The 25,106-nt window shown below is 65.3% G+C and carries 27 protein-coding genes; 16 read left to right on the forward strand and 11 right to left on the reverse strand.

Going from position 1 to position 25,106, the window contains the following annotated elements; all coding sequences use genetic code 11:
- The first annotated feature begins 80 nt into the window (after nt 1-80).
- The 6 genes from fabD (at nt 81) to mltG (ending at nt 4,985) form a co-directional block, all read left to right on the forward strand.
- The gene (gene fabD, locus AC3D24_RS18820; RefSeq protein WP_489032584.1) at nt 81-1,040 is read left to right on the forward strand and encodes an ACP S-malonyltransferase; all 960 of its coding nucleotides are present in this window, start codon (nt 81-83) and stop codon (nt 1,038-1,040) included.
- A 33-nt stretch (nt 1,041-1,073) separates the two neighbouring features.
- The gene (locus AC3D24_RS18825) at nt 1,074-1,493 is read left to right on the forward strand and encodes a GxxExxY protein (protein ID WP_489032585.1); all 420 of its coding nucleotides are present in this window, start codon (nt 1,074-1,076) and stop codon (nt 1,491-1,493) included.
- Between the two features lie 12 nt (nt 1,494-1,505).
- Complete coding sequence (gene fabG, locus AC3D24_RS18830) at nt 1,506-2,246, forward strand: 3-oxoacyl-[acyl-carrier-protein] reductase (protein ID WP_489032586.1); 741 nt, start codon at nt 1,506-1,508, stop codon at nt 2,244-2,246.
- A gap of 77 nt (nt 2,247-2,323) precedes the next feature.
- Complete coding sequence (locus tag AC3D24_RS18835) at nt 2,324-2,560, forward strand: acyl carrier protein (RefSeq protein ID WP_031393971.1); 237 nt, start codon at nt 2,324-2,326, stop codon at nt 2,558-2,560.
- Nucleotides 2,561-2,681: 121 nt separating this feature from the next.
- Nucleotides 2,682-3,944: a beta-ketoacyl-ACP synthase II gene (gene fabF, locus AC3D24_RS18840; protein WP_489032587.1), complete on the forward strand. Its 1,263-nt coding sequence runs from the start codon at nt 2,682-2,684 to the stop codon at nt 3,942-3,944.
- Nucleotides 3,945-4,016: 72 nt separating this feature from the next.
- Nucleotides 4,017-4,985 (forward strand): endolytic transglycosylase MltG, encoded by a 969-nt coding sequence (mltG, locus tag AC3D24_RS18845; RefSeq protein WP_489032588.1) that lies wholly within the window; start codon nt 4,017-4,019, stop codon nt 4,983-4,985.
- Nucleotides 4,986-5,144: 159 nt separating this feature from the next.
- Here the strand turns inward: mltG and eda are convergent, their stop codons facing one another.
- The 8 genes from eda to AC3D24_RS18885 form a co-directional block, all read right to left on the reverse strand.
- The gene (eda, locus tag AC3D24_RS18850) at nt 5,145-5,753 is read right to left on the reverse strand and encodes a bifunctional 4-hydroxy-2-oxoglutarate aldolase/2-dehydro-3-deoxy-phosphogluconate aldolase (RefSeq protein ID WP_093399289.1); all 609 of its coding nucleotides are present in this window, start codon (nt 5,751-5,753) and stop codon (nt 5,145-5,147) included.
- Nucleotides 5,750-6,718, reverse strand: a complete 969-nt coding sequence (glk, locus tag AC3D24_RS18855; RefSeq protein ID WP_056486103.1) for a glucokinase — start codon at nt 6,716-6,718, stop codon at nt 5,750-5,752. Before glk ends, eda begins: the two co-directional genes overlap by 4 nt.
- Nucleotides 6,719-6,874: 156 nt before the next feature.
- The gene (edd, locus tag AC3D24_RS18860) at nt 6,875-8,689 is read right to left on the reverse strand and encodes a phosphogluconate dehydratase (protein WP_489032589.1); all 1,815 of its coding nucleotides are present in this window, start codon (nt 8,687-8,689) and stop codon (nt 6,875-6,877) included.
- Between the two features lie 2 nt (nt 8,690-8,691).
- Nucleotides 8,692-9,396 (reverse strand): 6-phosphogluconolactonase, encoded by a 705-nt coding sequence (pgl, locus tag AC3D24_RS18865; protein ID WP_132739130.1) that lies wholly within the window; start codon nt 9,394-9,396, stop codon nt 8,692-8,694.
- Between the two features lie 49 nt (nt 9,397-9,445).
- On the reverse strand, nt 9,446-10,909 hold the full coding sequence (zwf, locus tag AC3D24_RS18870) for a glucose-6-phosphate dehydrogenase (protein WP_489032590.1): 1,464 nt from the start codon (nt 10,907-10,909) through the stop codon (nt 9,446-9,448).
- Nucleotides 10,910-10,936: 27 nt separating this feature from the next.
- Nucleotides 10,937-11,860: an N-acetyl-gamma-glutamyl-phosphate reductase gene (gene argC, locus AC3D24_RS18875; protein WP_489032591.1), complete on the reverse strand. Its 924-nt coding sequence runs from the start codon at nt 11,858-11,860 to the stop codon at nt 10,937-10,939.
- Nucleotides 11,857-12,276: an SH3 domain-containing protein gene (locus AC3D24_RS18880; protein ID WP_489032592.1), complete on the reverse strand. Its 420-nt coding sequence runs from the start codon at nt 12,274-12,276 to the stop codon at nt 11,857-11,859. Before AC3D24_RS18880 ends, argC begins: the two co-directional genes overlap by 4 nt.
- Entirely contained in the window at nt 12,203-12,532 is a 330-nt protein-coding gene (locus AC3D24_RS18885; RefSeq protein ID WP_132897785.1) for a MarR family transcriptional regulator, read from the reverse strand. Before AC3D24_RS18885 ends, AC3D24_RS18880 begins: the two co-directional genes overlap by 74 nt.
- 234 nt (nt 12,533-12,766) lie before the next feature.
- Between AC3D24_RS18885 and secG the strand changes: the two genes are divergently transcribed.
- Nucleotides 12,767-13,162 carry a preprotein translocase subunit SecG gene (secG, locus tag AC3D24_RS18890; RefSeq protein ID WP_056050855.1) on the forward strand — a complete coding sequence of 132 codons (396 nt, stop codon included), beginning with the start codon at nt 12,767-12,769 and terminating at the stop codon, nt 13,160-13,162.
- 84 nt (nt 13,163-13,246) lie between these two features.
- Nucleotides 13,247-14,881 (forward strand): CTP synthase, encoded by a 1,635-nt coding sequence (gene pyrG, locus AC3D24_RS18895; protein ID WP_060526950.1) that lies wholly within the window; start codon nt 13,247-13,249, stop codon nt 14,879-14,881.
- A gap of 98 nt (nt 14,882-14,979) precedes the next feature.
- Here pyrG and AC3D24_RS18900 read toward each other — a convergent pair whose 3' ends face one another.
- Nucleotides 14,980-15,456 carry an Hsp20 family protein gene (locus AC3D24_RS18900; RefSeq protein WP_489032593.1) on the reverse strand — a complete coding sequence of 159 codons (477 nt, stop codon included), beginning with the start codon at nt 15,454-15,456 and terminating at the stop codon, nt 14,980-14,982.
- A gap of 231 nt (nt 15,457-15,687) precedes the next feature.
- On the opposite strand from AC3D24_RS18900, the gene AC3D24_RS18905 reads away from it, so the two are divergent.
- The 8 genes from AC3D24_RS18905 (at nt 15,688) to AC3D24_RS18940 (ending at nt 24,138) form a co-directional block, all read left to right on the forward strand.
- Nucleotides 15,688-18,132: a TonB-dependent receptor gene (locus tag AC3D24_RS18905; RefSeq protein WP_489032594.1), complete on the forward strand. Its 2,445-nt coding sequence runs from the start codon at nt 15,688-15,690 to the stop codon at nt 18,130-18,132.
- 279 nt (nt 18,133-18,411) lie between these two features.
- Nucleotides 18,412-18,765 carry a hypothetical protein gene (locus AC3D24_RS18910; protein WP_489032595.1) on the forward strand — a complete coding sequence of 118 codons (354 nt, stop codon included), beginning with the start codon at nt 18,412-18,414 and terminating at the stop codon, nt 18,763-18,765.
- Between the two features lie 48 nt (nt 18,766-18,813).
- Complete coding sequence (gene panB / locus AC3D24_RS18915) at nt 18,814-19,674, forward strand: 3-methyl-2-oxobutanoate hydroxymethyltransferase (protein ID WP_489032596.1); 861 nt, start codon at nt 18,814-18,816, stop codon at nt 19,672-19,674.
- Between the two features lie 70 nt (nt 19,675-19,744).
- Complete coding sequence (locus tag AC3D24_RS18920; RefSeq protein WP_489032597.1) at nt 19,745-20,485, forward strand: tetratricopeptide repeat protein; 741 nt, start codon at nt 19,745-19,747, stop codon at nt 20,483-20,485.
- The gene (locus tag AC3D24_RS18925) at nt 20,482-21,807 is read left to right on the forward strand and encodes an outer membrane protein assembly factor BamB family protein (RefSeq protein WP_489032598.1); all 1,326 of its coding nucleotides are present in this window, start codon (nt 20,482-20,484) and stop codon (nt 21,805-21,807) included. Before AC3D24_RS18920 ends, AC3D24_RS18925 begins: the two co-directional genes overlap by 4 nt.
- A 194-nt stretch (nt 21,808-22,001) precedes the next feature.
- Nucleotides 22,002-23,390 carry a ribosome biogenesis GTPase Der gene (der, locus tag AC3D24_RS18930; protein WP_489032599.1) on the forward strand — a complete coding sequence of 463 codons (1,389 nt, stop codon included), beginning with the start codon at nt 22,002-22,004 and terminating at the stop codon, nt 23,388-23,390.
- A 6-nt stretch (nt 23,391-23,396) separates the two neighbouring features.
- Entirely contained in the window at nt 23,397-23,615 is a 219-nt protein-coding gene (locus tag AC3D24_RS18935) for a sulfurtransferase TusA family protein (protein WP_489032600.1), read from the forward strand.
- Between the two features lie 82 nt (nt 23,616-23,697).
- A complete protein-coding gene (locus tag AC3D24_RS18940; protein ID WP_489032601.1) occupies nt 23,698-24,138 on the forward strand; it encodes an Hpt domain-containing protein in 441 nt (146 codons plus the stop codon).
- Nucleotides 24,139-24,310: 172 nt separating this feature from the next.
- Here AC3D24_RS18940 and bfr read toward each other — a convergent pair whose 3' ends face one another.
- Nucleotides 24,311-24,826 (reverse strand): bacterioferritin, encoded by a 516-nt coding sequence (gene bfr, locus AC3D24_RS18945; protein ID WP_132739097.1) that lies wholly within the window; start codon nt 24,824-24,826, stop codon nt 24,311-24,313.
- 102 nt (nt 24,827-24,928) lie between these two features.
- On the reverse strand, nt 24,929-25,099 hold the full coding sequence (locus AC3D24_RS18950; RefSeq protein WP_489032602.1) for a (2Fe-2S)-binding protein: 171 nt from the start codon (nt 25,097-25,099) through the stop codon (nt 24,929-24,931).
- Between the last annotated feature and the right edge of the window lie 7 nt (nt 25,100-25,106).

Genomic DNA, 25,106 nt, shown 5'->3' on the forward strand with positions numbered 1-25,106 from the left:
TGTCGCAAGCCCGCAGGGTTCGTTCAGGTTGCAACTCGCCGCGCACCTTTCTAGGCCGCGGCATCGAATTAGGAGAGGTCATGCGCGCGTTCATCTTCCCCGGCCAGGGGAGCCAGTCTGTCGGCATGGGCAAGGCGCTCGCCGATGCCAGTGCCACCGCCCGCGAGGTCTTCGCCGAAGTCGACGAGGCGCTCGGTCAGCACCTCTTCCGCCTGATGAGCGAAGGGCCCGCGGACGATCTGCTCCTCACCGAGAACGCGCAGCCCGCGATCATGGCGAACGCGATCGCCACCCTGCGCGTCGCCGAGAAGGAAGGCGGCATCCGCCTCGCCGACAAGGCCGACTACGTCGCCGGCCACAGCCTCGGCGAATACACCGCCTTGTGCGCCGCCGGCGCGCTCGACCTGTCGACCACCGCGCGCCTCCTGAAGCTTCGCGGCCGCGCGATGCAGGCCGCCGTCCCGGTAGGCGAGGGCGCCATGGCTGCGCTGCTCGGCACCGACCTCGAAAAGGCGCAGCTGATCGCCGGCGCCGCGGTCGACGCCATCCTCGCGGAAGGCGGTCCCGAACTGATCTGTACCGTCGCCAACGACAATGATCCGTCGCAGGTCGTCATCTCCGGCCACCGCCTCGCCATCGAAAAGGCGATCACGCTGGCGAAAGACCTTGGCGCCAAGCGCGCGGTGCTGCTCCCCGTATCCGCGCCCTTCCACTGCCCTCTGATGCAGCCCGCCGCCGAAGCGATGGAAGCCGCGCTTCTAGATGCCGACCTCCGCGCGCCCTTGGTCCCGGTCTTCGCCAACGTCGACGCGACCGCCGTCGCCGACCCCGGCGCGATCCGTCACCTGCTGGTGCAGCAAGTCACCGGCATGGTCCGTTGGCGCGAATCGGTGCAGGCCATGCATGCGGCAGGCGTCGACCACTTCGTCGAATTCGGCGGCAAGGTCCTCAGTCCCATGGTTAAGCGCATCACCCCCGACGTCGAGACGACGAGCGTCATCACGATGGACGACATCGAGGCGTTGATTAAGGTACTGTAGATTTCGCGCAGAGGCGCAGAGGACGCAGAGCCCATGAAAGATATCGATGTGGTCAGCGGCGACGTCCTGGATGTCGCTTTGCGACTGCATCGAGATCTAGGGCCGGGGCTGCTCGAAAGCGTTTACGAAGCGGTCCTTGCCGGTCGATTGGTGGCCATGGGTTATACAGTCGCCCGCCAGCGGCCAATCGATATCGAATTCGAAGGCTTGCGTTTCGAAGCAGCGTTTCGGATCGATCTGGTAGTTGACGACCGGTTGGTCGTCGAGATCAAATCGGTCGAGCGCCTTCTTCCCGTTCACGCCAAGCAACTGCTAACCTATCTCAGATTGACCAAACAGCCCGTCGGGCTGCTCATCAACTTCGGCGGCGCCACCCTCAAAGAGGGCGTTTGCCGCCTCGTCAACAACCACCGCCCCTCTGCGTCCTCCGCGTCTCTGCGCGAAAAAATCTAGATCGGAGTTAGAATGTTCGACCTTACAGGCATGACCGCCCTCGTCACCGGGGCGTCCGGCGGGATCGGGTCCGAGATCGCCAAGGCCCTAGCCGCCCAAGGTGCGCGCCTCGCCGTATCCGGCTCCAACGCCGACAAGCTCGAAGCCTTCCGCGCCACCCTGAAAGGCGACCACGTCGCGCTCCCCTGCAACCTCTCCGACGCGGCCGCAGTCGACGCGCTCGTCCCGCAGGCCGTCGAGGCGCTCGGCGGCAAGCTCGACATCCTCGTCAACAACGCCGGCGTCACCCGCGACAATCTCGCGATGCGGATGAAGGACGACGAGTGGGACAGCGTCATCCGCATCAACCTCGAAGCCGCGTTCCGCCTCATGCGCGCCGCCGCCAAGCCGATGATGAAGGCAAGGTTCGGCCGGATGATCTCGGTCACGTCGATCGTCGGCGTCACCGGCAATCCCGGCCAGGCCAACTACGCCGCGTCGAAGGCGGGGCTCATCGGCATGTCGAAGTCGATGGCGCAGGAACTCGCCAGCCGCGGCATCACCGTCAACTGCGTCGCGCCCGGCTTCATCACCTCGCCGATGACCGACGCGCTGCCCGAGGCACAGAAGACCGCGCTCACCACGAAGATTCCTGCCGGTCGCCTCGGCGAAGGCGCAGACATCGGCGCGGCGATCGTGTACCTTGCCAGCCGTGAAGCCGGCTACGTCACGGGACAAACCGTGCACGTGAACGGCGGGATGGCGATGATCTGAACTTGCGCGCTGAACTGCCGCGTTCTAGGTGCGTTCAGGAAATACCGAAAACCCCCAGATTTGAAGAGGGAACTACCATGAGCGAGACAGCTGACCGCGTGAAGAAGATCGTCGTCGAGCATCTCGGCGTCGAAGCCGACAAGGTGACCGAGGACGCGAGCTTCATCGACGACCTGGGCGCAGACAGCCTCGACATCGTCGAACTCGTCATGGCGTTCGAGGAAGAATTCGGCGTCGAGATCCCCGATGATGCCGCCGAGAAGATCGCGACCGTCAAGGATGCGATCACCTACATCGACGAGCACAAGGCCTGATCAGGGTTTAGGGTCCGAGACTTTGGACCTGCCCTGATGGGTGTGATTTGAGCGGCTCCCCGTCCTTGGGCAAAGAGGGCGGGGAGCCGTTTCGTTTTGAGAGCAGACGGAGTTTGAAGCCATGCGGCGTGTCGTCGTAACCGGGCTAGGCCTGGTCACCCCTCTGGGGGCGGATGTTGAAACGGCCTGGGCGAATATCCTGGCCGGCAAATCGGGTGCAGCCACGATCACGCGCTTCGACGCGTCCGATTATGTCTGTCGGATCGCGTGCGAGGTTAAGCCCGCCGATCACCCCTATGGCTTCGATCCCGGCAAGCGCGTGGATCACAAGGTCCAGCGCCAGGTTGATCCGTTTATCATCTACGGCATCGATGCCGCCGGCCAGGCGCTCGAGGACGCAGGCCTGACCGAGATGACTCTCGAAGAGAGCTGGCGTGCCGGCGTCTCGATCGGTTCGGGAATCGGTGGGCTGCCAGGCATCGAGAGCGAATCGATCGTTCTCCACACCAAGGGCCCGCGTCGCGTGTCGCCGCACTTCGTCCACGGTCGCCTGATCAATCTGATCTCGGGCCAGGTCTCGATCAAATACGGCCTGCGCGGTCCGAATCACGCGGTCGTCACCGCCTGCTCGACCGGCGCGCACGCAATCGGCGACGCCGCGCGGATGATCGCGATGGACGACGCCGACGTGATGCTCGCAGGCGGCGCAGAGGGCACGGTGTGCCCGCTCGGCATCGCCGGGTTCGCACAGGCGCGCGCGCTGTCGACCAACTTTAACGATACGCCTGAAAAGGCTTCGCGTCCCTACGACAAGGATCGCGACGGCTTCGTGATGGGTGAGGGCGCGGGCGTGCTGGTGCTCGAGGAGTATGAGCACGCCAAGGCACGCGGTACGAAGATCTATGCCGAGGTGATCGGTTACGGTCTGTCGGGCGACGCGTACCATGTGACCGCGCCGCATCCCGAAGGCGACGGCGCGTTCCGGTCGATGCAGATGGCGATCAAGAAGTCGGGCCTCAAGCTCGAGGACATCGACTACATCAACGCGCACGGCACCTCGACGCCGCTGGGCGACGAGCTCGAATTGGGCGCAGTCCGCCGCCTGTTCGGCGATGCGATCTCGGGTCTGTCGATGTCGTCGACCAAGTCGGCGATCGGGCATCTGCTCGGCGGCGCCGGTGCGGTCGAGAGCATCTTCTGCATCCTCGCGCTGCGCGACCAGATCGTTCCGCCGACGCTGAACCTCGACAATCCGAGCGACAGCTGCGTCGGCGTCGACCTCGTCCCGCACGTGGCCAAGAAGCGTGAAGTCCGCGCAGTGCTGAACAACTCGTTCGGCTTCGGCGGCACCAACGCTTCACTGGTGATGACCAAGGTCCGTTAAGAAGGTTTGTTCCCCCGCGAAGGCGGGGGCCCAGACTGGGCTCCCGCCTTCGCGGGGGAACAAGAGGTAGTGATGCGCAAGGTCGGCTGTTTCGGACTCGTCTTAGGCCTGGCGGCAGTCGTCGCGCTGTTCCTGGTCGTCCAGGGCTGGGGCGGCGCAGGCCCAGCCGCGCGCACACTAACCGTCCAGATCGGCGAAGGCAGCACGCTGGCCGGCGCTGCCACCGAACTCGAAAAGGCCGGCGCGATCCCCTCGGCCCGACGCTTCCGCTTGTATGCGCGCGTGTTCGGCTCGGGCGACCCGATCAAGGCCGGTGAATACCGCATTGCGCCACACACCAGCCAGTCCGATATCCTCAAGCTGATGCAAGGCGGCAAGGTCGTCCAGCGCCTCGTCGTCGTCCCCGAAGGCTACCCCTCCGTCCTCGTCCACGATGCGCTGATGAAGGCGGATGGCCTCACCGGCACCGTGCCCGTCCCGGCGGAAGGCTCGATTCTCCCCGACAGCTACGCCTTCCAGGCCGGCGACACCCGCGCATCGGTCGTCACGCGGATGCAGGCTGCGATGAAGACCTACCTCGCCACCGCCTGGGCCGCGCGCAAGCCCGGCATCGCGGTGACGGCGCCCGAACAGGCGATCATTCTCGCCTCGATCGTCGAAAAGGAAACCGGCAAGTCCTCCGAACGCCGCACCGTCGCCGCGGTCTACGGCAATCGCCTGCGCAACGGCATGCCGCTCCAGGCCGACCCCACCGTGATCTACCCGATCACCAAGGGCCGCCCGCTAGGCCGCCGGATCTTGCGGTCGGAACTGCACGCGAAGAACGGCTACAACACCTATGCCGAAGCCGGCCTGCCGGTCGGCCCGATCGCCAATCCCGGCCGCGCCTCGATCGACGCGGTGCTGGACCCTGCGCAGACTCAGGCGCTGTATTTCGTAGCAGACGGGACCGGCGGCCACGTGTTCGCCAACACGCTGGCCGAACACAACGCCAACGTGAAGAAATGGTACGCCATCCGCAAAGCCCGCGGCGAGATGTAATCCTCCCCGGCACGGGGAGGGGGACCATCCGCAGGATGGTGGAGGGGGCTCACCGCGAGCGTACCAGCAGTGGCGACTACGGCAGGCGGAACGCTCGTGGCGCTCCCCCTCCACCCCGCCGCTACGCGTCGCGGTCCCCCTCCCCGTGCCGGGGAGGAGTTACCCCCGCAGAGCGTTAGCCGCGCGCGCCTTGATCTCGATCTCCGCCATCGTCCCGCCGGTTACCCAGCTCCCCCCCACGCAGAGCACCGGCTTGAACGCCAGCCACTCGGGCGCGCTCGCCTCGGTGATCCCGCCGGTCGGGCAGAAGCTGCACTGGTAGAACGGCGCAGCCAAAGCCTTCAGCGCCTTCAACCCGCCATTCGCCTCGGCCGGGAAGAACTTGAAGTGCGTCAGCCCCAGGTCGAGCCCGGTCATGATGTCCGCCGCATTGGCGATCCCCGGCAGGAACGGGATGCCGCTCTCGATGATCGGCATAGCAAGGCGTTCGGTCAGCCCTGGCGACACGATGAACTCCGCGCCAGCGTCCCGGACCTGCGCGAACTGCTGCGTGTTGACGACGGTACCCGCGCCGACGATCGCGCCCGGCACCTTCTTCATCTCGGCGATCGCCTCCAGCGCGGCGCCGGTGCGCAACGTCACCTCGAGCACGCGCAGGCCACCGGCGACCAGCGCCTCGGCGAGCGGACGGGCGAGCGCCGCGTCCTCGATGACCAGCACCGGGATGACGGCGCTGGTCTGCATGATGTCTGCGATAGTTGCGGTCATTGCGTATGTTCCTGTGCGAAGGCGGCCGCGGCGCCGAACAGGCCGGGCTGGGGATGGGTGATGAGCTTGACCGGCATCGCTGCCATCATGCCCTGGAAGCGGCCCTTGGCGACAAAGCGCTGGTCGAAGCCCGAGCGAATCAGGCGATCCTTGATCCGGAAGCCGAGCCCGCCCGCGATCACGACCGCCTTGGCGCCCTGCGCCAGCGCCAGATCGCCCGCTACCGCGCCGAGCGCGAGGCAGAAGCGGTCGAGCGCGGCGAGCGCGATCGAATCGGTCCCGTCGATCGCTTCGGTCCAGATCGTCTTGTCGTCATGGCTGGGAACCGCGCGGCCCTCCAGTGCGGCGAGCGTCTCGTAGATCGCGACGATGCCCGGGCCGGCGACGACGCGCTCGGCGGAGACACGCGTGAAAGTCTTCCGCAGTCGCTTCAGCAAAGCATCCTCGATCCCGTCGAGCGGCGCGAAGTCCATATGCCCGCCCTCGGTTTCGAGGACCTGATAGCCGTCCTTGCGCCGCAGCAACTGTGCGACGCCGAGCCCGGTACCGGGGCCGCAGATCGTCGTGATACCCTCGGACGGCAACGGCGTATCGGGGCCGCAAAGGTGGATGAAGTCGCTGCTCGGCACCTGCGCAACGGCATGGCCGACCGCGCCGAAATCGTTGACGACCACCCACTGGTCGGCCTTCAGCCGCTCGGTGATCAGCGACTTGCGGATGATCCATGGATTGTTGGTGAGGCGAATGACGTCGTTCGCGACCGGCGACGCGACCGCGATCGCCAGCGCGCGGGGGAGGGGGCGCCCGAGCCCCGCCTCGAACGCCTGGTACGCGGTCTGGAGCGACGCGTGGTCCGCGGTCTTCAGCGTCGCCGGCTCGCCGAGCGACACGACGCGGCCGTTCTCGACCTCGGCGATCGCGAAGCGCGCATGCGTCCCGCCGATATCTGCCGCTACGATTTCCATGTCATCCTCCGTCCGATTTTATCATTACCGCCACCCCCGTCATCCCAGCGAAAGCTGGGATCTCAAGCCGCATGGTCCGTCCCCGTGGAGCGAGGTCCCGGCTTTCGCCGGGATGACGGGGTGTGGCCAAGACGACGGCGGCGTGTGAGATGCGCTTTAAAGCCCAGCCCCCGCCAGCATCGCTGACGCGCCCTTCTCGGCCTCGTCGGCGAGCCCGCGGAACATGCCGAACAGCTCGCGTCCCATGCCGCTTACCGGTGGCGGTATCGCGACCATCTCGCGTGTTGCCCACACGTCCGCATCGACGAGCGCCTCGAGCGTGCCATTCACCGCGTCCACCCGGATCATGTCGCCATCACGGATCAACCCGATCGCACCATCGAGCAGCGCCTCGGGCGAACAATGGATCGCGCACGGCACTTTCCCGCTCGCCCCCGACATCCGCCCGTCGGTGACCAGCGCCACCTTGAACCCACGATTTTGCAAAACGCCCAACGGCGGCGTCAGCTTGTGCAGCTCCGGCATCCCGTTCGCGCGCGGCCCCTGGAACCGGACGACGACGACGACGTCCTTCTCCAGCTCACCGCGCTTGAACGCCTCGATCACGTCCAACTGATCGTCGAACACCATCGCAGGCGCCTCGACGATCCACCGCTCGCGCTCGACCGCGGACACCTTGATGCACGCTCGGCCGATATTGCCGGCCAGGATCCGCATCCCGCCATCCGGCGAGAACGGCGCGGTGGCAGGGCGCAGGATCGTCTCGTCGCCGCTGTCCGGCGTATCGCGCCAGGCGAGCGTGTCGCCCTCGACGACCGCCGTCTTCGCATAGGCGGACAAGTCGTCGCCGCCGATCGTCATGATGTCGCCGTGCAACAACCCTTCGCCGAGCAGCTCGCGGATCACATAGGGCATGCCGCCCGCCGCCTCGAACGCGTTCACGTCGGCCGAGCCGTTGGGATACACGCGCGCGATCAGCGGCACCGCGCAGGAGAGGCGGTCGAAATCCTCCCAGTCGATGATGATCCCCGCCGCGCGAGCGATCGCCGGCACGTGGAGCAGGTGGTTGGTGGAGCCCCCCGTGGCGAGCAGGCCGACCGCGGCGTTCACGATCGCCTTCTCGTCGACGCAATGCCCGAGCGGCCGGTAGGAATCGCCGCGTGCGCCGATCTTCGCCAAGCGGTGCACTGCGGCCCGCGTGAGTTCCTGGCGCAGCTTGGTACCTGGATTGACGAACGCCGCGCCCGGCATGTGGAGGCCCATGACTTCCATCATCATCTGGTTGGTGTTCGCCGTACCGTAGAAGGTGCACGTGCCCTTCGAATGATACGCGCCGATCTCGGCTTCGAGCAGCTCGTCGCGGCCGACCAGCCCCTCGGCGAACTTCTCGCGAACCGCGGCCTTGGCCTTGTTGGGCAAGCCGGTCGGCATCGGCCCGCCGGGGATCAGCACCATCGGCAGATGCCCGAAGCGCAGCGCCCCCATCAGCAGGCCCGGCACGATCTTGTCGCAGATGCCGAGCAGCGCAGCGCCTTCGAACGTGCCATGCGACAACGCGATCGCGGTGCTCAGCGCGATCGTATCGCGGCTGAACAGCGACAGCTCCATCCCCGGATAGCCCTGCGTGACGCCGTCGCACATCGCCGGCACGCCGCCCGCGACCTGCGCCGTCGCACCCGCTTCGCGCGCCCAGATCTTCATCAGCTCCGGATAGCGATAATAGACGGCGTGTGCGGAAAGCATGTCGTTGTACGCGGTGACGATGCCGATGTTCATGCCGGCATCGGCCTTCATCGCGTCGCGGTCTTCCTCGGTCCCGGCATAGGCGTGCGCGAGGTTTGCACAGCCGAGGCCGGGACGCCGGACCTGCGCCGCCGCCTCGCGCTCGATCAGCGCCAGATAGGCGGCGCGGCTGTCACGCGAGCGTTCGATGATCCGATCGGTGACCGCGGAGACGACGGCGTTGAGCATCGTCACGGTGCCCAGTGCACGTCGACCGGTAACTCGACCTCGGCCAGCACGCGGCCGATCGGGTAGGACGACGACGGGCCCTGTTCGATCGCCTGCTCCAGCACCTTCTTCTTCGCGTCGCCGGTGATCATGATCATCAGCGCCTTCGACGATGCGATTGCGGCCGCCGACAGTGTCACGCGAGCAAGCGGTGCCTCGGGCGGCAGCGGATCTGGCATCACGCCGAGCGCACGGCGTTCCTTGGGACCGCTCAGCGCCTCGTCGTAATCGGGGCCGGGGAAGATCGACGCGGTATGCCCGTCGCCGCCCATGCCGAGCAGGCAGAAATCGAGCGGCCAGTGCAGGTCCTGCATCAGCGCATCCGCCGAGCGCCCAGCTGCCTTGTAGTCCGACATCGCCTCGGGAACGATCGGCTTTACGCGCGCGCCCTTGGGCAGGAAGATCTTCGCCAGCGCGGTCACGTTGGACAGCGGATCACCGAGCTTCACGATACGCTCGTCGCCGGGGATGATCGTGACCTTCTTCCAGTCGAGCTTGGCCTGGGCCAGCTTCTCATACGCGGCGAACGGCGTCTTGCCGCCCGCGAGCGCGATCACCGCCGAGCCGCGCGCGTCGAGCGCACTCTCGATGACGAACTGGATATCGCCCGCGACTGCGTTGGCGAGCTCGTCGGAATCCTCGTAATCCCACCATTCGATTTCGGTCATTCGATCTTTCCTTGAAAACCTTTGGGAGGAGTATTGCCTCCCCGAAAACTCAGTCGTCCTGCCAGGTCACGCCGTCGCGCTCGGTCAGCGCGATCGCGGCGGACGGACCCCAGCTGCCCGACGCATAGCTCTTGGGCTTCATCGCGTTGGCCTTCCAGCCCTCGCGGATCGCGTCGATCCAGGTCCATTGCGCCTCGACCTCGTCACGGCGGACGAACAGCGTCTGGTCGCCCTCGATAAGGTCGAGCAGCAGCCGCTCATACGCGATCCGCCGACGCGAGCCCGCGAACTCGGCATCCATGCTGAGGTTTAGCGGTACTTCCCGCAGGCGTACGCCTTCGCGGTCGAGGCCCGGCTCCTTCGCCATCACCAGCAGCTGGATATATTCCTCCGGCTGGAGGCGGATGATCAGCATGTTGGGCTGGAGCAATCCGCCACGCCCGGCGAACATCGAATGCGGAACCGCCTTGAACTGGATCGCTATCTCGCTGCGGCGGGTCGCCATGCGCTTGCCGGTGCGCAGGTAGAACGGCACGCCCTGCCAGCGCCAATTGTCGACATGCGCCTTGATCGCGACGAACGTCTCGGTGGTCGAGGACTGGCCGAGTTCGTCCGAATAGCTCTTGACGAACTTCCCCTTTACCGCGCCTTCGCCGTACTGGCCCGTCACCGTGACGTGCGGCACTTCCTCGGGCTTGATCATGCGGAGCGAGCGGAACACCTTCGACTTCTCGTCGCGGACGTCGGTGCCCTCGAACCGCGCGGGCGGCTCCATCGCGATCAGCGCGAGCAGCTGGAGCATGTGGTTGGCGACCATGTCGCGGAGTGCGCCGGCGGTCTCGTAATAGCCTGCGCGTTCTTCCAGCCCGACCGTCTCCGAGATCGTGATCTGGACGTTGTCGATCCCCTGCGCGTTCCACACAGGCTCGAAGAACGAGTTGCCGAAGCGCAGCGCGAGGATGTTCTGGACGGTTTCCTTGCCGAGATAATGGTCGATCCGATAGGTCCGGTCTTCCGGGAAAGCCTTCGCCACCGCATCGTTGATCTCTCGGCTGGTCTCCAGATCATAGCCGAGCGGCTTCTCAAGGCCGACACGGACGGTCTCGCCAGCCAGGCCGACCTTGTGCAGTCCCTCGATCGCAGCTTCGAACAGCGACGGCGCGGTCGACAGGTAGATCGCCAGCCCTCCGGAGATATCGCCGATCTTGTCCGCCAGCGGCTGGAAACTCGCCGGGTCCGATAGGTCGGTCGGCTGATAGAAGATCCGGTCGAGGAACGTCCCGATCGCGCTTTCGTCCTTGCGATCCTCGGGCAGGAACTCGTCGAGCGCCTTCTTCGCGAACTTGCGGTAATCCTTGTCGTCATGCTCGTGACGCGCGGCACCGGTGATCGTCAGCTCCTCGGGCAGCAACCCGTCGGCGTGCAGGCCATAGAGCGACGGCAGCAGCATGCGCTGCGCGAGATCGCCGGTCGCGCCGAACAGGAGCAGCTTGGCTACGGGATTACGGTGCATGAAAGCTCCTGGAACTAGCCGGTTTCGTTAGAAAACCAGGCCGGCGACCGGGTCGACCCCGGCCATGATGTTGAGGTTCTGGACCGCAGCACCGCCGGCGCCCTTGCCCAGATTGTCGAGCGTCGCGACCAGCCGCGCATGACCGACCGCATCGTTGCCGCAGACCCGCAGCGTCAGCCGATCGGTCCCCGCATTCTCCTCGATATCGACCGCGCCGATATCGCCGGGGGCGACCGAGACGAGCTTCGAGCCATCGAACGCCGCGCGCAAGACGTCGTCGATTGCGGCGAGCGACGGGCGGCGGGGCAGGGCGTGCAGATGCAACGGCACCTCGACGACCATCCCGCGATAGGCGTTGGCCACCGCGGGCGCGAAGATCGGCGCGTGCGTAAGGCCCGCGTGCTGCGTCATCTCGGCGATATGCTTGTGCGCGAGGCCGAGTGCGTAGGCGCGGAACGCCGTCGCGGACTCACCATTCTCGAACGCGGCGATCATGGCCTTGCCGCCACCCGAATAGCCCGAGGTCGCGTTGACGCTGAGTGGGAGGTCGGCGGGGATAAGCCCGGCGCTGATCAATGGCGCGACGAGCGCGAGGAAGCCGGTCGGATAGCAGCCGGGGTTCGACACGCGCATCGCGGTCGCCACCTTCTCCGCCTGACCCGGCAATTCGGGGAAGCCGTAGGTCCAGCCATCGGTGACGCGGTGCGCGCTCGAGGCATCGATGACTCGCGTGCGGGCATTGTCGATCAGTGTCACAGCCTCGCGCGACGCGTCGTCGGGCAGGCACAGGATGACGAAATCGGCGTTGTTCAGCGCCTCGCGACGTGCCGCTGGATCCTTACGCCGATCCTCCGGCAGCAAAGCCAGCGTGATGTCGGTCCGACCGGCGAGCCGTTCGCGAATCTCGAGACCGGTGGTGCCGACCGCGCCATCGATGAAGACCGTGGTCATGCCGCGTCCGTCGTGGACAGATCGAGTGCAGCGGCCTCGACATAGCCGACCAGCCCGCTCGGGCGCGCAACGCCCCATGCGGAAACGCCAGCAATTTCCAGCACTTCGAAACTGTCGCCGGGATTGAGGTCGACCATTGTATCGCTCGTTTCGTCTCGTCCGCTGCGCAACAAAGCTGTGCGCGCGACGGCCCGTATCATCGGCACCGCATAGTGTGGAGCGAATACGTATTCGGCGAGGCGAATATCGGCGATATCGCGGCGAACGGCGTGCGTGCGCGGGTCGAGGCTGACAGAGCGGCCCGTCAGCGAAAAGCTCGTCCGGGCCTTGTCGTCGAACGGCTCAAGCGTGAGCGGCGTGGCCGTTTGAGCCTGCAGGGGCGGGGCCGTCGCCGATGAATTGCCCGAACTCTTCAAGAAAATCTGCCCCTTCGGTGGTGCGCGCGACGAAGATATTACGCTTGTCGCTATCGTCGCGTTGCCGGCGCAGATAGCCGAGGGCACCCAATCTGTTCAAGGCGCGCGTGACGACCGGCTTCGATACGTTGAGCGCACGCGCCAAGCCGCGCACCGTATGCGGCCCCGGTTTGAGGTAGACGAGCAGTAACAAGGCCATCTGACGATTGGTCAGATCGGGTTCGCCCGAGCGGACATAATCCACCAGAGCGGTCATCCAGGTCGATAAGGTATTGGCTGCCATTGATGCCACAGCGTTGATCCGCCATCTGAATTAATATGCACGATACCCAGTCATGAGCGTCATTACGGGTTCACAACGCTGCCCGGACGTCATGTTTCCGTAGTTTTGCGATTGGCTTGCGATATGCCGTGCCACCGTTCCGGTTGATCGAAGCCGCTGTGTCGCCTATGTGCGCGCCTTCGCAAAAGTTCCGGGGTTTTCCGCGCAATGTTCGCCTTTCTGCTCGTCATCCACGCGATCATCGCGGCCGCCCTCGTCACGGTGATCCTCATGCAGCGGTCGGAAGGCGGCGGCCTGGGCATGGGCGGCAGTCCTTCGGGCCTGATGTCGGCGCGCGGTGCGGCCGATTTCCTGACCCGCGCGACCGGCGTGCTAGCGACGATGTTCGTGCTGTTCTCGATCCTGCTCGCGGTCCTCGCGGCGAATCACCGCACCACGACGATCGACACGTCGCTCGCGCGTACCCCGGCGGCGGCAACCGCCGTTCCGACCGCGCAGCCCAAGGGTGACGCGGCACCGTTCGCCGGTGGCGCAGAAAACGCCGGTGTTCCGGCCGGCACGACCAAGCCCGCCGACAACGGCGCGGTCCCGCTAGCCAACTAAACACTCCATTCGCCGATAAATGCGCCCCGCGTGATCCGCGGGCGCTTGTCGTTCGTCCCCAACACACGCTACGAGACTCTTCCCATGGCTCGGTACATTTTCATCACCGGGGGCGTGGTTTCGTCGCTCGGTAAAGGTCTCATGGCGGCATCGCTTGCCGCTCTCCTCCAGGCGCGCGGATATACCGTCAGGATTCGGAAGTTCGATCCGTATCTGAACGTCGATCCCGGCACGATGTCGCCGTATCAGCACGGCGAGGTCTACGTCACCGACGATGGCGCCGAGACCGATCTCGACCTCGGCCATTACGAGCGCTTCACCGGCGTTCCCTCGCGCCAGTCGGACAACGTCACCTCGGGCCGCATCTACCAGCAGATCATCACCCGCGAGCGTCGTGGCGATTATCTCGGCGCCACGGTGCAGGTCATCCCGCACGTCACCGACGCGATCAAGGCGTTCGCCCGTGCCGAGACCGACGGCATCGATTTCATCCTCTGCGAGATCGGCGGCACCGTCGGCGATATCGAATCGCTGCCGTTCATCGAAGCGATTCGCCAGCTCAAGAATGAGGAAGGTCGCGGCAACGCGATCAGCATCCATGTCACCCTGGTGCCGTATATTGCGGCGGCCGGCGAGCTGAAGACCAAGCCGACCCAGCATTCGGTCCGCGAACTCGCCGCGCTAGGCGTGCAGCCGGACGTGCTCGTCTGCCGCTGCGAACATCCGCTGCCGCCGTCGGAGCGCGCCAAGATCGCGCTGTTCTGCAACGTGCCCGCCAGCGCGGTCATCCCGGCGCTGGACGCGAAGAGCATCTATGCGGTGCCGCTCCAGTATCACGGCGAAGGCCTCGACATCGAAGTGCTCCGCGCGTTCGGGATCGAACCCGCCGAGGCGCCCGACCTGTCGCGCTGGACCGAGATCATGGACCGCCTGACCAATCCCCAAGGCGAAGTCACGATCGGCGTGGTCGGCAAATATGTCGGGCTCCAGGATGCGTACAAGTCGCTCAACGAAGCGCTGGTCCACGGCGGCATCGCGAATCGCGTAAAGGTCAACGTCCGCTGGATCGACGCCGAACTGTTCGAGAACGCCGAAAGCGACATCGCCGGCCAACTCGAGCCGTGCGACGCGATCCTCGTCCCCGGCGCGTTCGGTGAGCGCGGCGCGGAAGGCAAGATCGCCTCCGTCAAGTTCGCGCGTGAGCGGAAGATCCCGTATTTCGGGATCTGCTTCGGGATGCAGATGGCCTGCGTCGAGGGTGCGCGCGATCTCGCCGGCATCCCCAATGCGTCATCGACCGAGTTCGGCCCGACCGACGAGCCGGTGGTCGGCATGATCACCGAATGGATGGGACGTGAAGGCCTCGAAACGCGTGCGGCGGAAGGCGACATGGGCGGCACGATGCGGCTCGGCGCGTATGACGCCAAGCTCGACGGCAACAGCGTGGTCGCGTCGATTTATGGCGGCACCGAGATTTCGGAGCGTCACCGTCATCGCTACGAGGTCAACACGGGATACAAGGAAGCGCTCGAACAGGGCGGCCTCGTCTTCTCCGGCATGTCGCCCGACGGCACGTTGCCTGAAATCGTCGAACGCCCCGACCACCCCTGGTTCGTCGGCGTCCAGTTCCATCCGGAACTGAAGAGCAAGCCCTTCGACCCGCACCCCTTGTTTGCCAGCTTCATCGAAGCTGCGGTAAAGCAAAGCCGCTTGGTCTAATTTTCCTCTGTCACCGGAAGAAAATGCGGTGTGAAGGGTGAGGACGATACGCCTCACCCTTCCGAGACATAGTCCCCCGTTAGCAGGAGGACGCGATATTATGCCGCCTGCTCGATCGCCGCAGTGTCACCGCTAGTCTCGACCGCGGCCAGCGGCGCGCCCGTCTTGATCGCAATGCTCTTCGGCTTCATCGCCTCGGGCACCTCGCGCATCAGGTCGATTACCAGCAGCCCGTCGTTCAGCCGCGCATCCTGCACCAGCACGAAATCGGCAAGCTCGAAGCGCCGCTCGAATGAGCGGTTGGCGATCCCGACGTGGAGCAACTGCCCCTCGGACGCAGGCTCGTCCTTCTTGCCGGCGACCAGCAACAGGTTCTGCTGCGCGGTGATCGCGATCTCGTCGCGGGTAAACCCGGCGACCGCGAGCGTGATCCGGTAGCGATCCTGCGCGATCCGCTCCAGGTTGAACGGGGGGTAGTTGTCCGACGTCGCGGCGCGCGCGTTCGTCTCGATCATGTCGAACAGCCGATCGAAACCGACGGTCGAGCGGCGATAGGGGGTCAGGTCTAGTCGCATGTCAAAATCCTCATCTGAGCACTTTGTCGAACGCCCGGATCCGCCTGTGCGCGACCCGGGCGCACGGCCCATCAGGCGCCGTGCGGCGGTGATCTGGTAAGCGCTTTCGTAGCGTCAAGAGGCGCGCGCAAAAATCGGGAAAGTCCCGCTTTCCATCCCCCAAGAGATACCGTCATTGAATATCCCCCAAATCAATAGACTTTGCGCGCCAAGGTTCAGGGGAAAAAATTCATGTCGCTAACGCTTGCTCTGTTGCTCGCCGGCCAGGCCGCTACCGTATCGACGCCGCCCGTCGCGCAGCAGGCACCCGTGGGTGATCAGGCGACTGAGCCGGCTACTGGTCGTCTCGGTAACCAGCAACAGGGTGGCGGCGGCGATATCGTCGTCACCGCACGCCGCCGCGCCGAGACCATCCAGACCGTCCCGATCGCGATGTCCGTCATCGGCGGCACCGCGCTCGCCGAGACCGGCGCATACAATGTCAGCCGCCTCACGCAGCTCCAGCCGACGTTGCAGTTCTACTCCACCAACCCGCGCAATTCCGCCGCCAACATCCGCGGCCTCGGCGCGCCGTTCGGGCTGACCAACGACGGGATCGAGCAGGGCGTCGGCATCTATGTCGACCAGGTCTATTACAGCCGGATCGCCTCGGCGACGTTCGACTTCACCGATACCGAACGGATCGAAGTCCTCCGCGGACCGCAAGGCACGCTATACGGCAAGAACACCACCGCCGGCGCGATCAACATCACGACGCGCAAGCCCAGCTTCACGCCCGAGGCGCGAATCGAACTCTCCACCGGCAACTACCAGTTCATCCAGGCCAAGGCCTCGGTGTCGGGGCCCCTCATCCCCGACAAGCTCGCGATCCGGCTGTCGGCGTCGGTGACCGAGCGCGACGGCACGATCCACAATGTCGTGACCGGCAAGGACCTCAACGCGCAGGACAATAAGAGCGTACGCGGGCAGCTCTACTGGAAGCCGACCGACAATCTCGATCTGGCCTTGTCGGGCGACTACGGCCAGCAGAACCCGAATTGCTGCGTACAATATTACGCCCGTACCGGCGCCACCCAGCGGCCGCTCACTCGCCAGTACGCCGCGCTTGCCGCCGCGCAGGGCTATGTCGTGCCGTCCACCAACGCGTTTGACCGGGTGACCGACGTCGACACGCCGTTGCGCGCGAAGCAGGAGCTTGGCGGCGTGTCGCTGCTCGGTAATCTGGATCTCGGCGCGTCGACGATCACCTCGGTCAGCGCGTGGCGGTTCTGGAACTGGGATCCGTCGAACGATCGCGACTTCATCGGCCTGCCGATCACCACCGTCTCCGCCAATCCGTCGCAGCAGACGCAGTATAGCCAGGAGCTGAGGATCGCCTCGAACGGCAAGCACACGCTCGATTACGTGCTCGGCGCGTTCTATTTCTACCAGACGATCGATACGCAGGGGCTTCAGGTGCAGGGCCCGGCGGCAAGTGCGTTCCTGCTCAACCCGACCAGCGCGGGCGGCAAGGATCCAGCGACGTTGAACGGGCTGACCTCACGCAACACGATCGGCTTCACCAACACCAGCGCGGCGCTGTTCGGCAAGCTGACCTGGAACGTCAGCGACCGGTTCCAGATCGCGCCGGGCCTGCGGCTCAACTACGACAAGAAGAAGGGCGACTATGTCTCGGTCGTCACCAATGGCACCGGTACCGCGCTGACCACGGACCAACGCGGCGTGCTCGCGCCACAGAGCTACCAGCCCGATTTCGACAATTGGAACCTGTCAGGCGACATCACGGCCGCCTACACCGTGACCTCCGACATCCACGCCTATGCCACCTACGCGCGCAGCTACAAGTCGGGCGGCATCAACCTGTCGGGCCTGCCGCTCGACGGAAGCAACAATCCGATCCTGTCGGCTGCCACGGTGAAGCCCGAGAAGGTCAACCATTTCGAGCTTGGCCTGAAAACGCAGTTCCTGGACCGCCGGCTGACCCTCAACCTCGCCGGGTTCTGGACCGAGATCAGCGATTACCAGGCAACCGTTACCAACGGCCAGCTTGGCGTGTTGCGCGGCTATCTCGCCAATGCCGGCAAGGTCCGGACGCGCGGCCTCGAATTCGACTCGGCATTTCGCCCGACCGACCGGTTCAGCGTCTACGCCAACGGTGCGTATACCGACGCGAAATACGTCAAGTTCGTCGATGCGCCGTGCCCGCCCGAACTGTCCGGCGGCACCACCGCCGATGCGACGCACCCGGCGAGCCCGGCCGGTCAGGCGGGAACGTCGACGACACCGTCCTACAGCCCGGCCAATTGCGACATCTCCGGTCAGCGTCTGCCCGGCGTGTCGAAATGGGCGTTCTCCTACGGTGCCGAATACGACCTGCCGGCAACGATCGGCGGGCTCGATGGGCAGGTCTATCTCGGCTATGACGGCAGCTATCGGTCGACCTTCTCGTCCAACCCATCGCGCTCGCTCTACACCGACATCAACGGCTATGCGCTCAGCAACTTCCGCTTGGGATTCAAGGCGAAGGACAGCTGGAACGTGTTCGGCTGGCTGCGCAACGCGTTCGACCAGAACTATTACGAAGTGCTCGCGCTCCAGTCCGGCAGCACTGGTCTGGTCGTCGGACAGCCGGGCGATCCGCGTACCTATGGCCTGACCGTGTCGCGATCGTTCTGATCGTCATGCACAAATCGTCACGACGCGTTCAGGTTGCGCGCATTACATCGTAGATTCGGCCCGGAGGGACATCGCAGTCGGAAGCTCCCGATGTTCCTCCGGTTCCGAAACCACGACATCTTGCCGCATAGTGGCGGCCTATTGCGCGTAACCTCGGCGGGGCGCAGTCTGGTGCCCTGAAACAACAGGGGCGGCGGTATGTTCTTCGTGCGACAGGGGCCCTTGTGGTTTCGACTGACCACTGGTGTCCTCGTACTCTGGGGATTGCTCGGATGCTTCATGTGCCTGCAGCAGGTCCGGCTCGGCGCCGACGCGATGGGCCATGCGACCGCCTATGATCGCGCGCTCTATGCCACCTTGCCCAACTGGTACGATCCGCTGTTCGCCGTCGCGGTGCTCACTGGTCTGGTCGGCGCGATCCTGTTGTTCATGCGCCGCGCCAATGCGCGCCCGTTCCTGCTCGCCTCGCTGGTCGCCACGATCGCGCAGTTCGGCTGGCTGTTCGCCTCCACCGATATCGTAGCGCAAAAGGGCGCCAGTGAGACGCTCGGCTTTCCGCTGGTGATCGTCGCGATCGCCGCATTCACGCTCTGGCTCGTCGGTCATGCCCGCGTGAAAGGCTGGGCGGTTTGATTCCGCTCAGGCTGGGCGAGCGTCGAGCCGCGCGCTACTAGCGTCACCATGTCCACGACCTACACCCTCGACACCGCGACGAGTCGCGCCAACCCGACGCCCGCCCCGCTGAAGCGGCTGACGATCCCCGCGATCCGTCGCCAGAAGGGCAAGACGCCGCTCGTCATGCTCACCGCCTATACGGTCCGCACGGCGCAACTGCTCGATCCGCACTGCGACATGCTGCTGGTCGGCGACAGCCTGGGGCAGGTGATCTACGGCCTGCCGTCGACCGTGCCCGTCACGCTCGAGATGATGGCAGCCCACGGTGCTGCGGTGGTGCGTGGCAGCTATCATGCGGTGGTCGTCATCGACATGCCGTTCGGCAGCTATGAAGCGTCGCCCGAAAAGGCGTTCGAGAGCGCGGCGTGGCTGCTGAAACAGACCGGCGCGGCGGCGGTGAAGCTCGAAGGCGGCACCGCGATGGCGCCGACCGTCAAGTTCCTCACCGAGCGCGGCATCCCGGTGATGGGCCATGTCGGCCTCACTCCACAGGCGGTCAACGTGCTCGGCGGCTACGGCGCGCGCGGTCGAACGCCCGAGGAAGCCGCCAAGATCGTCGCCGACGCGCAGGGCATCGCCGAGGCAGGCGCCTTCTCGCTCGTGATCGAAGGCGTGGTCGAGCCGATCGCGATCGAGATCACCAATACCATCGCCTGCCCGACGATCGGCATCGGCGCGTCGGCGCAGTGCGACGGCCAGGTGCTGGTGACCGAGGACATGCTGGGGATGTTCGAGCGTACCGCCAAGTTCGTGAAGCGCTTCGCCGACATCGCCGACACCATATCGTCGGCGACGCAGACCTATGCCGACGACGTCCGGTCACGCGCTTTTCCCGGCGCGGAGCAGGTCTACGCCCCCAAGGATTGATCCGCTTCCGTTTCGGTCCCGGCGCGGCTAAGGTCCGCGCCGCCACCCCCTTATTATTCCGGAGCTGTCCTTGGCCCTCCCGCCGAAAACCGATGAAGCATTCCTGCGTGAGGTCGACGAAGAACTCCGTCGCGACCAGCTCGCGGGATTCTGGACGAACTGGGGCATCTGGGTCGCGGTCGGCCTCGTCGCCGCGCTCGCCGCACTTGCAGGCTTCCTGTACTGGCAACATCACAATCGCGAAGTCGCCGGTGTCGAGGGCGAACAGCTTCAAGCCGCCTATGACTCCTTGGGCGCGAACAACGCCGCAGTCGCTGCCAAGCCGCTCGCCGAACTCGCCAAGTCGAACCGCGATGGCTACCGCGCACTCGCGCTGTTCACGCAGGCCGACGTCCTCCTCCAGAAGGACGATCTGAAGGGCGCCGCCGCCAAGCTCGGCGCGATCGCCGGCGATACCTCGCTGGCCAAGCCGTTCCGCGATCTAGCGTTGGTCCGCCAGACCTCGGCCGAGTTCGATACGCTGAAGCCGCAGGTCGTCGTCGAGCGTCTCCGTCCGCTCGCCGTCCCCGGTGGTGCGTGGCTCGGCAGCGCGGGCGAGATGGTCGCGATCGCCTATCTCCGCATGAACCAGCGCCAGCAGGCAGGCATTTTGTTCGGCCAGATCGCGCGTGACACCGGCGTGCCGGAGACGATCCGTCAACGCGCGGTTCAGATGGCTGGCGTACTTGGTGTGGACGCTGTCGCGAGCACTGGGCCGACTGCCGGGACAATCGCCCCGGCCGCATCAAACGAGGATACCAAGGCGCAATGATGAAGACATATCGGGTGACGGTCGCCGTTGCCGCGCTCGTGGCGCTGAGCGGGTGCGGGATCTTCAAGGGCGGCGGCGGCAAGAAGACGCCGACGCTGGGCGATCGCGTATCGATCCTGGTCTCGGAGAACGAGGTCGAGACCGACAAGACGATCGCGGACGTCCAGGTCCTGCTGCCCGCCCCCACGGTCAATGACGCCTGGGCGCAGCCCGGCGGTAACCCGGCCAAGTCGATGGGGCAGCTCGCGCTCGGCGACCAGCCCAAGCGCGCATGGCAAGCGTCGATCGATGGCGGTTCGAACCGCGAGCGGATGGCGGCATCGCCCGTCGTCGCAGACAACAAGCTGTTCGTGACCGACGTCACTGCCACCATCCACGCGTTCGCAGCCGACACCGGTGCGGCGCTGTGGACCGCTGGCATCACCGAGGGCAAGCTTAACAAGGCCGCACGTTTCGGCGGCGGCGTCAGCTATGACGATGGCAAGCTCTACGCCACCGACGGCGTCGGCGATGTCGTCGCGATGGACGCGGCGGACGGCAAGATCCTCTGGCGCGCCAAGCCGGGTGCGCCCCTTCGCGGTTCGCCGACGGTCGCCAACGGCGCGGTCTATGTGCTGACACAGGACAACCAGGTCTTCTCACTCAACCAGGCCGACGGCAAGGTCCAGTGGGTCCAGTCGGGCACGCTGGAGACCCAAGGCGTGTTCGGCGTGGCGGCGCCCGCCGTCAGCCAGGGGACCGTGGTCGCCGGCTTCTCGAGCGGTGAACTCAGCGCGTATCGCTACGAGAATGGCCGCATTCTCTGGCAGGACGCGCTTTCGCGGACCTCGATCACGACGTCGGTTTCCAGCCTGTCGGATATCGATGCTGCCCCGGTGATCGATGGTGGCCGCGTCTATGCGGTCGGGCAGGGTGGCCGCATGGTCGCGCTCGAACTGTCGACCGGACAGCGGCTGTGGGAGCAGAATTTCGCGGGCATCTCGACGCCGTGGGTTGCGGGCGAATGGCTGTTCGTGATCACCGACGATGCGCGGCTCGTCTGCCTGTCGCGTTCAAACGGCAAGGCGCGGTGGATCGCGCAGTTGCCGCGCTTCCAGAACGAGAAGAAGCGCAGCAATGCGATCACGTGGTTTGGGCCGATCCTGGCAGGTAATCGCCTGGTGCTGACAAACTCGCGCGGCGAGATCAATTTCGTTTCACCGACCGATGGCAAGGTGAGTTCTACGATCGAGACGAAGACCCCGTTCTCGCTGCCGCCGATCGTGGCGAACTCGACGCTGTATACGCTCGACCAGAAGGGCAAGATCACCGCGTATCGGTGACATTTACTCCCTCTCCCCGCCGGGGAGAGGGAAGGGGCCCGGCGCACTTGCGCTGGGAAAGGTGAGGGGAGTGAGGCTCGAAACGCTCTCCGCAACTCCCCCTCACCCTTCCGTCGCTTAGCCCCTTCCTTCCTCTCCCCTCAGGGGCGAGGGACATAGGTGACCTTTGCCGCGACACGCGCTAAGGCCCCCTCATGTCCAAACTCCCCGTGGTCGCGATCGTCGGCCGCCCAAATGTCGGCAAGTCGACCCTGTTCAACCGCCTCGTCGGCAAGAAGCTCGCGCTGGTCGACGATCGCCCCGGCGTCACGCGTGACCGTCGCGAGGGCGACGCGTCGCTGATCGGCCTCGAATTCCGCATCATCGACACCGCCGGCTACGAAGACCATGACGCGCAGACTCTGCCCGGCCGCATGCGCCAGCAGACCGAGGCGGCGGTCGAACAGGCCGACGTCGCGCTGTTCCTGTTCGACGCGCGCGCCGGCATCGTCCCGCTCGACGAAGAGATCGCCCGCTGGCTCCGCACCGCCGATGTCCCCGTCATCCTCGTCGCCAACAAGGCCGAGGGCCGCGCCGGCGAAGACGGTATCCTCGAATCGCTGTCGCTCGGGTTCGGCGACCCGGTCCAGCTGTCAGCCGAGCACGGCGAAGGCATGGGCGACCTGTTCGAAGGCCTGCTCCCGCTGCTCGAAGGCAAGGAAGAGCCCCCCGAGGAACAGCCCGACAACGAATATGAAGGCCCGCTGAAGCTTGCGATCGTCGGCCGCCCGAACGCGGGCAAGTCGACGCTCGTCAACCGCATCCTCGGCGAAGACCGCATGATCACCGGCCCGGAAGCCGGCATCACGCGCGATTCGATCAGTGTGGACTACGACTGGCACCCGACCGGCGGCGAAGCGCGCAAAGTGCGCCTGATCGATACCGCCGGGATGCGCAAGCGAGCCAAGGTGCAGGACAAGCTGGAGAAGATGTCGGTCGAGGACGCGCTGCACGCGGTCGACTTCGCCGAGGTCGTCGTGCTGCTGCTCGACGCCACGCTCGGCCTCGAGGCGCAGGATCTCCGCATCGCCGACAAGGTGCTGCAGGAGGGCCGCGCGCTCGTCATCGCGCTCAACAAATGGGATATCGCCGAGAGCGCATCGTCGCTATTCAACGGCGTCAAGCGGGCGCTCGAAGATGGCCTGAGCCAAGTCAAGGGCGTCACCGTGATGACCGTGTCCGGCGCGACCGGCAAGGGCATCGACCAGTTGCTCCAGGCCTGTTTCGACACGCGCGACGCGTGGTCGAAGCGCGTCGGCACCGGCGAACTCAACCGCTGGTTCGAGCGTGCTATCGAGGCCACGCCGCCGCCGGCCCCCGGCGGCAAGCGGATCAAGATGCGCTACGTCACGCAGGTCAAGACGCGTCCGCCAAGCTTCGTCATCTTCGGCACGCGCGTCGATCAGCTGCCGGCGAGCTATGAGCGTTATCTGGTCAATTCGATGCGCAAGGATCTCGGCTTCGGCGCGGTGCCCGTCCGGCTGATGTTCCGCGCGCCGAAGAATCCGTACGACGACAACGGCAGGGGCGGCGGCGGCAGCTAGGCGGTAGTGTCCGGCGTCGTCCATATCGACGCCAGGGGCATGCGCTGCCCCTGGCCCGCGGTGCGGCTAGCGAAAGCGCTGCGCGACGGGGCGAAAGCGGTCACGGTGATTGCCGACGACCCCAAGGCGCCAGCCGAACTCGCGTCCGTTGCCGCGTCAGCGCATGCGACGGTAGAGATCATTTTGGATGAATTTTACCGGACCTTTGTCGTAACTTGTCCGTAGTGTGACAACATTGTGTTTACCCAATCGGGGTATGACGCGATCTGACCTTCATGGCGCTATTGCTCAACGGGAGAAGGCGACAGTGTCGTTTGAAGGAAGCACCTTGATCAACTGGCCCGCGTTCTCGCAGGCGCGGAGCGAACTGGGCGCCGGATTTGTGCGCATTCTCGGGTATTTTCGCGAGGACGGCGTGAAGTCGGTCGCGGCAATCGAGGCTGCGATGCGCGCTCTCAACGCGGCAGCGATGGTCATCCCCGCGCATACGCTAAAGGGTGAGGCACGCCAGTTCGGTGCCGAGCCGTTGGCCGATCTGGCCGAAGCGATCGAAACCATCGCGCGGGACTGTGTGGAAATGCAGGATACACCGGAGGAGGCGCTGGAGCATATCGTCCGCTTGCGTCCACTATTCGGCGAAACGCTGACGTTGCTTGAACGCGAGGCCAATCCGATCGTGGCACGCAAACCGATCGCTGGCGGTGGCTTTGGTCGTCGTGCGATCCCCACCGGCTTCGGCGAAGACTAGAGTTAATCCTCCCCCGCCAGGGGGAGGTGGCAGGCGCCAGCCTGACGGAGGGGGCGGTAAGCGAAACCGCTGTTCCGTGTCCTCCCCCTCCGTAACCTTCGGCGACACCCCCCGCTGGCGAGGAAAGATTACACCTTTCAGGCGATACCGGCTCACCGGCATCGCCTGTAGCTCACCCCTTCAGATACGGCGCCGCGCCGGCCTTGGGCGAATCATGCTCCGAGATCGAGTTCAGCTGGATGTAGTTGTGGATGCCCATCCGCGCGATCATCTCGAACTGACGCTCGAGCGTGTCGACATGCTCTTCCTCGCTGGCGAGGATGCGCGCGAACAGATCGCGGCTGATGTAGTCCTTGACCTCTTCGCAGTACGAGATCGCGCCCTTGAGCTGGACGGTCGCCTCGACTTCGAGTGCGAGGTCCGACTTCAGGACCTCCTCGACGGTCTCGCCGATGCGGAGGCGGCCGAGTAGCTGGAAGTTGGGCAGGCCATCGAGGAACAGGATGCGCTCCGACAGCCAGTCGGCGTGCTTCATCTCGTCGATCGATTCCATCCGCTCGTACTGGGCGAGCTTGTAGACGCCCCAATGCTCGAGCATCCGGTAATGGAGCCAATATTGATTGACCGCGGTCAGCTCGTTCTTGAGCGCCTCGTTCAGATATTCGATTACTTGGGGGTCGCCGCGCATGGCCATATCTCCGTCACCTCTGACGGACATGTAGCGCCGGCGATACCGCAACCGCAACCCGGAAAGTGGCGGATTTCTGCGGTTTCTTAGCTGTTGCGACGCTTATGCAGCAGCGCGCTCGTCGTCGATAATCGCTCGCGCTATCGACGCGCACTGACCGCATTTGGGTTTCCGGCCCATCGAACGGAAGGCCTGGCAAGGTGTGGTGCAACCGCCGCGTGCGCAGTTGCGAACGTCGGATTCTCGTATGGCATTGCAAACGCAGACGACCATGGGAACT

This window comes from Sphingomonas sp. SL1004 (assembly GCF_057815015.1).

Excerpts from the sequence above, each read along its gene's own strand:
- fabG (WP_489032586.1), top strand. The coding sequence starts at position 1,506 with ATGTTCGACCTTACAGGCATGACCGCCCTCGTCACCGGGGCGTCCGGC.
- AC3D24_RS18835 (WP_031393971.1), top strand. The coding sequence starts at position 2,324 with ATGAGCGAGACAGCTGACCGCGTGAAGAAGATCGTCGTCGAGCATCTC.
- pyrG (WP_060526950.1), top strand. The coding sequence starts at position 13,247 with ATGGCTCGGTACATTTTCATCACCGGGGGCGTGGTTTCGTCGCTCGGT.
- AC3D24_RS18825 (WP_489032585.1), top strand. The coding sequence starts at position 1,074 with ATGAAAGATATCGATGTGGTCAGCGGCGACGTCCTGGATGTCGCTTTG.
- AC3D24_RS18910 (WP_489032595.1), top strand. The coding sequence starts at position 18,412 with ATGTGCCTGCAGCAGGTCCGGCTCGGCGCCGACGCGATGGGCCATGCG.
- AC3D24_RS18950 (WP_489032602.1), bottom strand. The coding sequence starts at position 25,099 with ATGGTCGTCTGCGTTTGCAATGCCATACGAGAATCCGACGTTCGCAAC.
- fabF (WP_489032587.1), top strand. The coding sequence starts at position 2,682 with ATGCGGCGTGTCGTCGTAACCGGGCTAGGCCTGGTCACCCCTCTGGGG.
- eda (WP_093399289.1), bottom strand. The coding sequence starts at position 5,753 with ATGACCGCAACTATCGCAGACATCATGCAGACCAGCGCCGTCATCCCG.
- fabD (WP_489032584.1), top strand. The coding sequence starts at position 81 with ATGCGCGCGTTCATCTTCCCCGGCCAGGGGAGCCAGTCTGTCGGCATG.
- AC3D24_RS18885 (WP_132897785.1), bottom strand. The coding sequence starts at position 12,532 with ATGACCGCTCTGGTGGATTATGTCCGCTCGGGCGAACCCGATCTGACC.
- AC3D24_RS18925 (WP_489032598.1), top strand. The coding sequence starts at position 20,482 with ATGATGAAGACATATCGGGTGACGGTCGCCGTTGCCGCGCTCGTGGCG.
- pgl (WP_132739130.1), bottom strand. The coding sequence starts at position 9,396 with ATGACCGAAATCGAATGGTGGGATTACGAGGATTCCGACGAGCTCGCC.
- secG (WP_056050855.1), top strand. The coding sequence starts at position 12,767 with ATGTTCGCCTTTCTGCTCGTCATCCACGCGATCATCGCGGCCGCCCTC.
- glk (WP_056486103.1), bottom strand. The coding sequence starts at position 6,718 with ATGGAAATCGTAGCGGCAGATATCGGCGGGACGCATGCGCGCTTCGCG.
- mltG (WP_489032588.1), top strand. The coding sequence starts at position 4,017 with ATGCGCAAGGTCGGCTGTTTCGGACTCGTCTTAGGCCTGGCGGCAGTC.
- AC3D24_RS18905 (WP_489032594.1), top strand. The coding sequence starts at position 15,688 with ATGTCGCTAACGCTTGCTCTGTTGCTCGCCGGCCAGGCCGCTACCGTA.
- AC3D24_RS18900 (WP_489032593.1), bottom strand. The coding sequence starts at position 15,456 with ATGCGACTAGACCTGACCCCCTATCGCCGCTCGACCGTCGGTTTCGAT.
- der (WP_489032599.1), top strand. The coding sequence starts at position 22,002 with ATGTCCAAACTCCCCGTGGTCGCGATCGTCGGCCGCCCAAATGTCGGC.
- edd (WP_489032589.1), bottom strand. The coding sequence starts at position 8,689 with ATGCTCAACGCCGTCGTCTCCGCGGTCACCGATCGGATCATCGAACGC.
- panB (WP_489032596.1), top strand. The coding sequence starts at position 18,814 with ATGTCCACGACCTACACCCTCGACACCGCGACGAGTCGCGCCAACCCG.
- zwf (WP_489032590.1), bottom strand. The coding sequence starts at position 10,909 with ATGCACCGTAATCCCGTAGCCAAGCTGCTCCTGTTCGGCGCGACCGGC.
- bfr (WP_132739097.1), bottom strand. The coding sequence starts at position 24,826 with ATGCGCGGCGACCCCCAAGTAATCGAATATCTGAACGAGGCGCTCAAG.
- argC (WP_489032591.1), bottom strand. The coding sequence starts at position 11,860 with ATGACCACGGTCTTCATCGATGGCGCGGTCGGCACCACCGGTCTCGAG.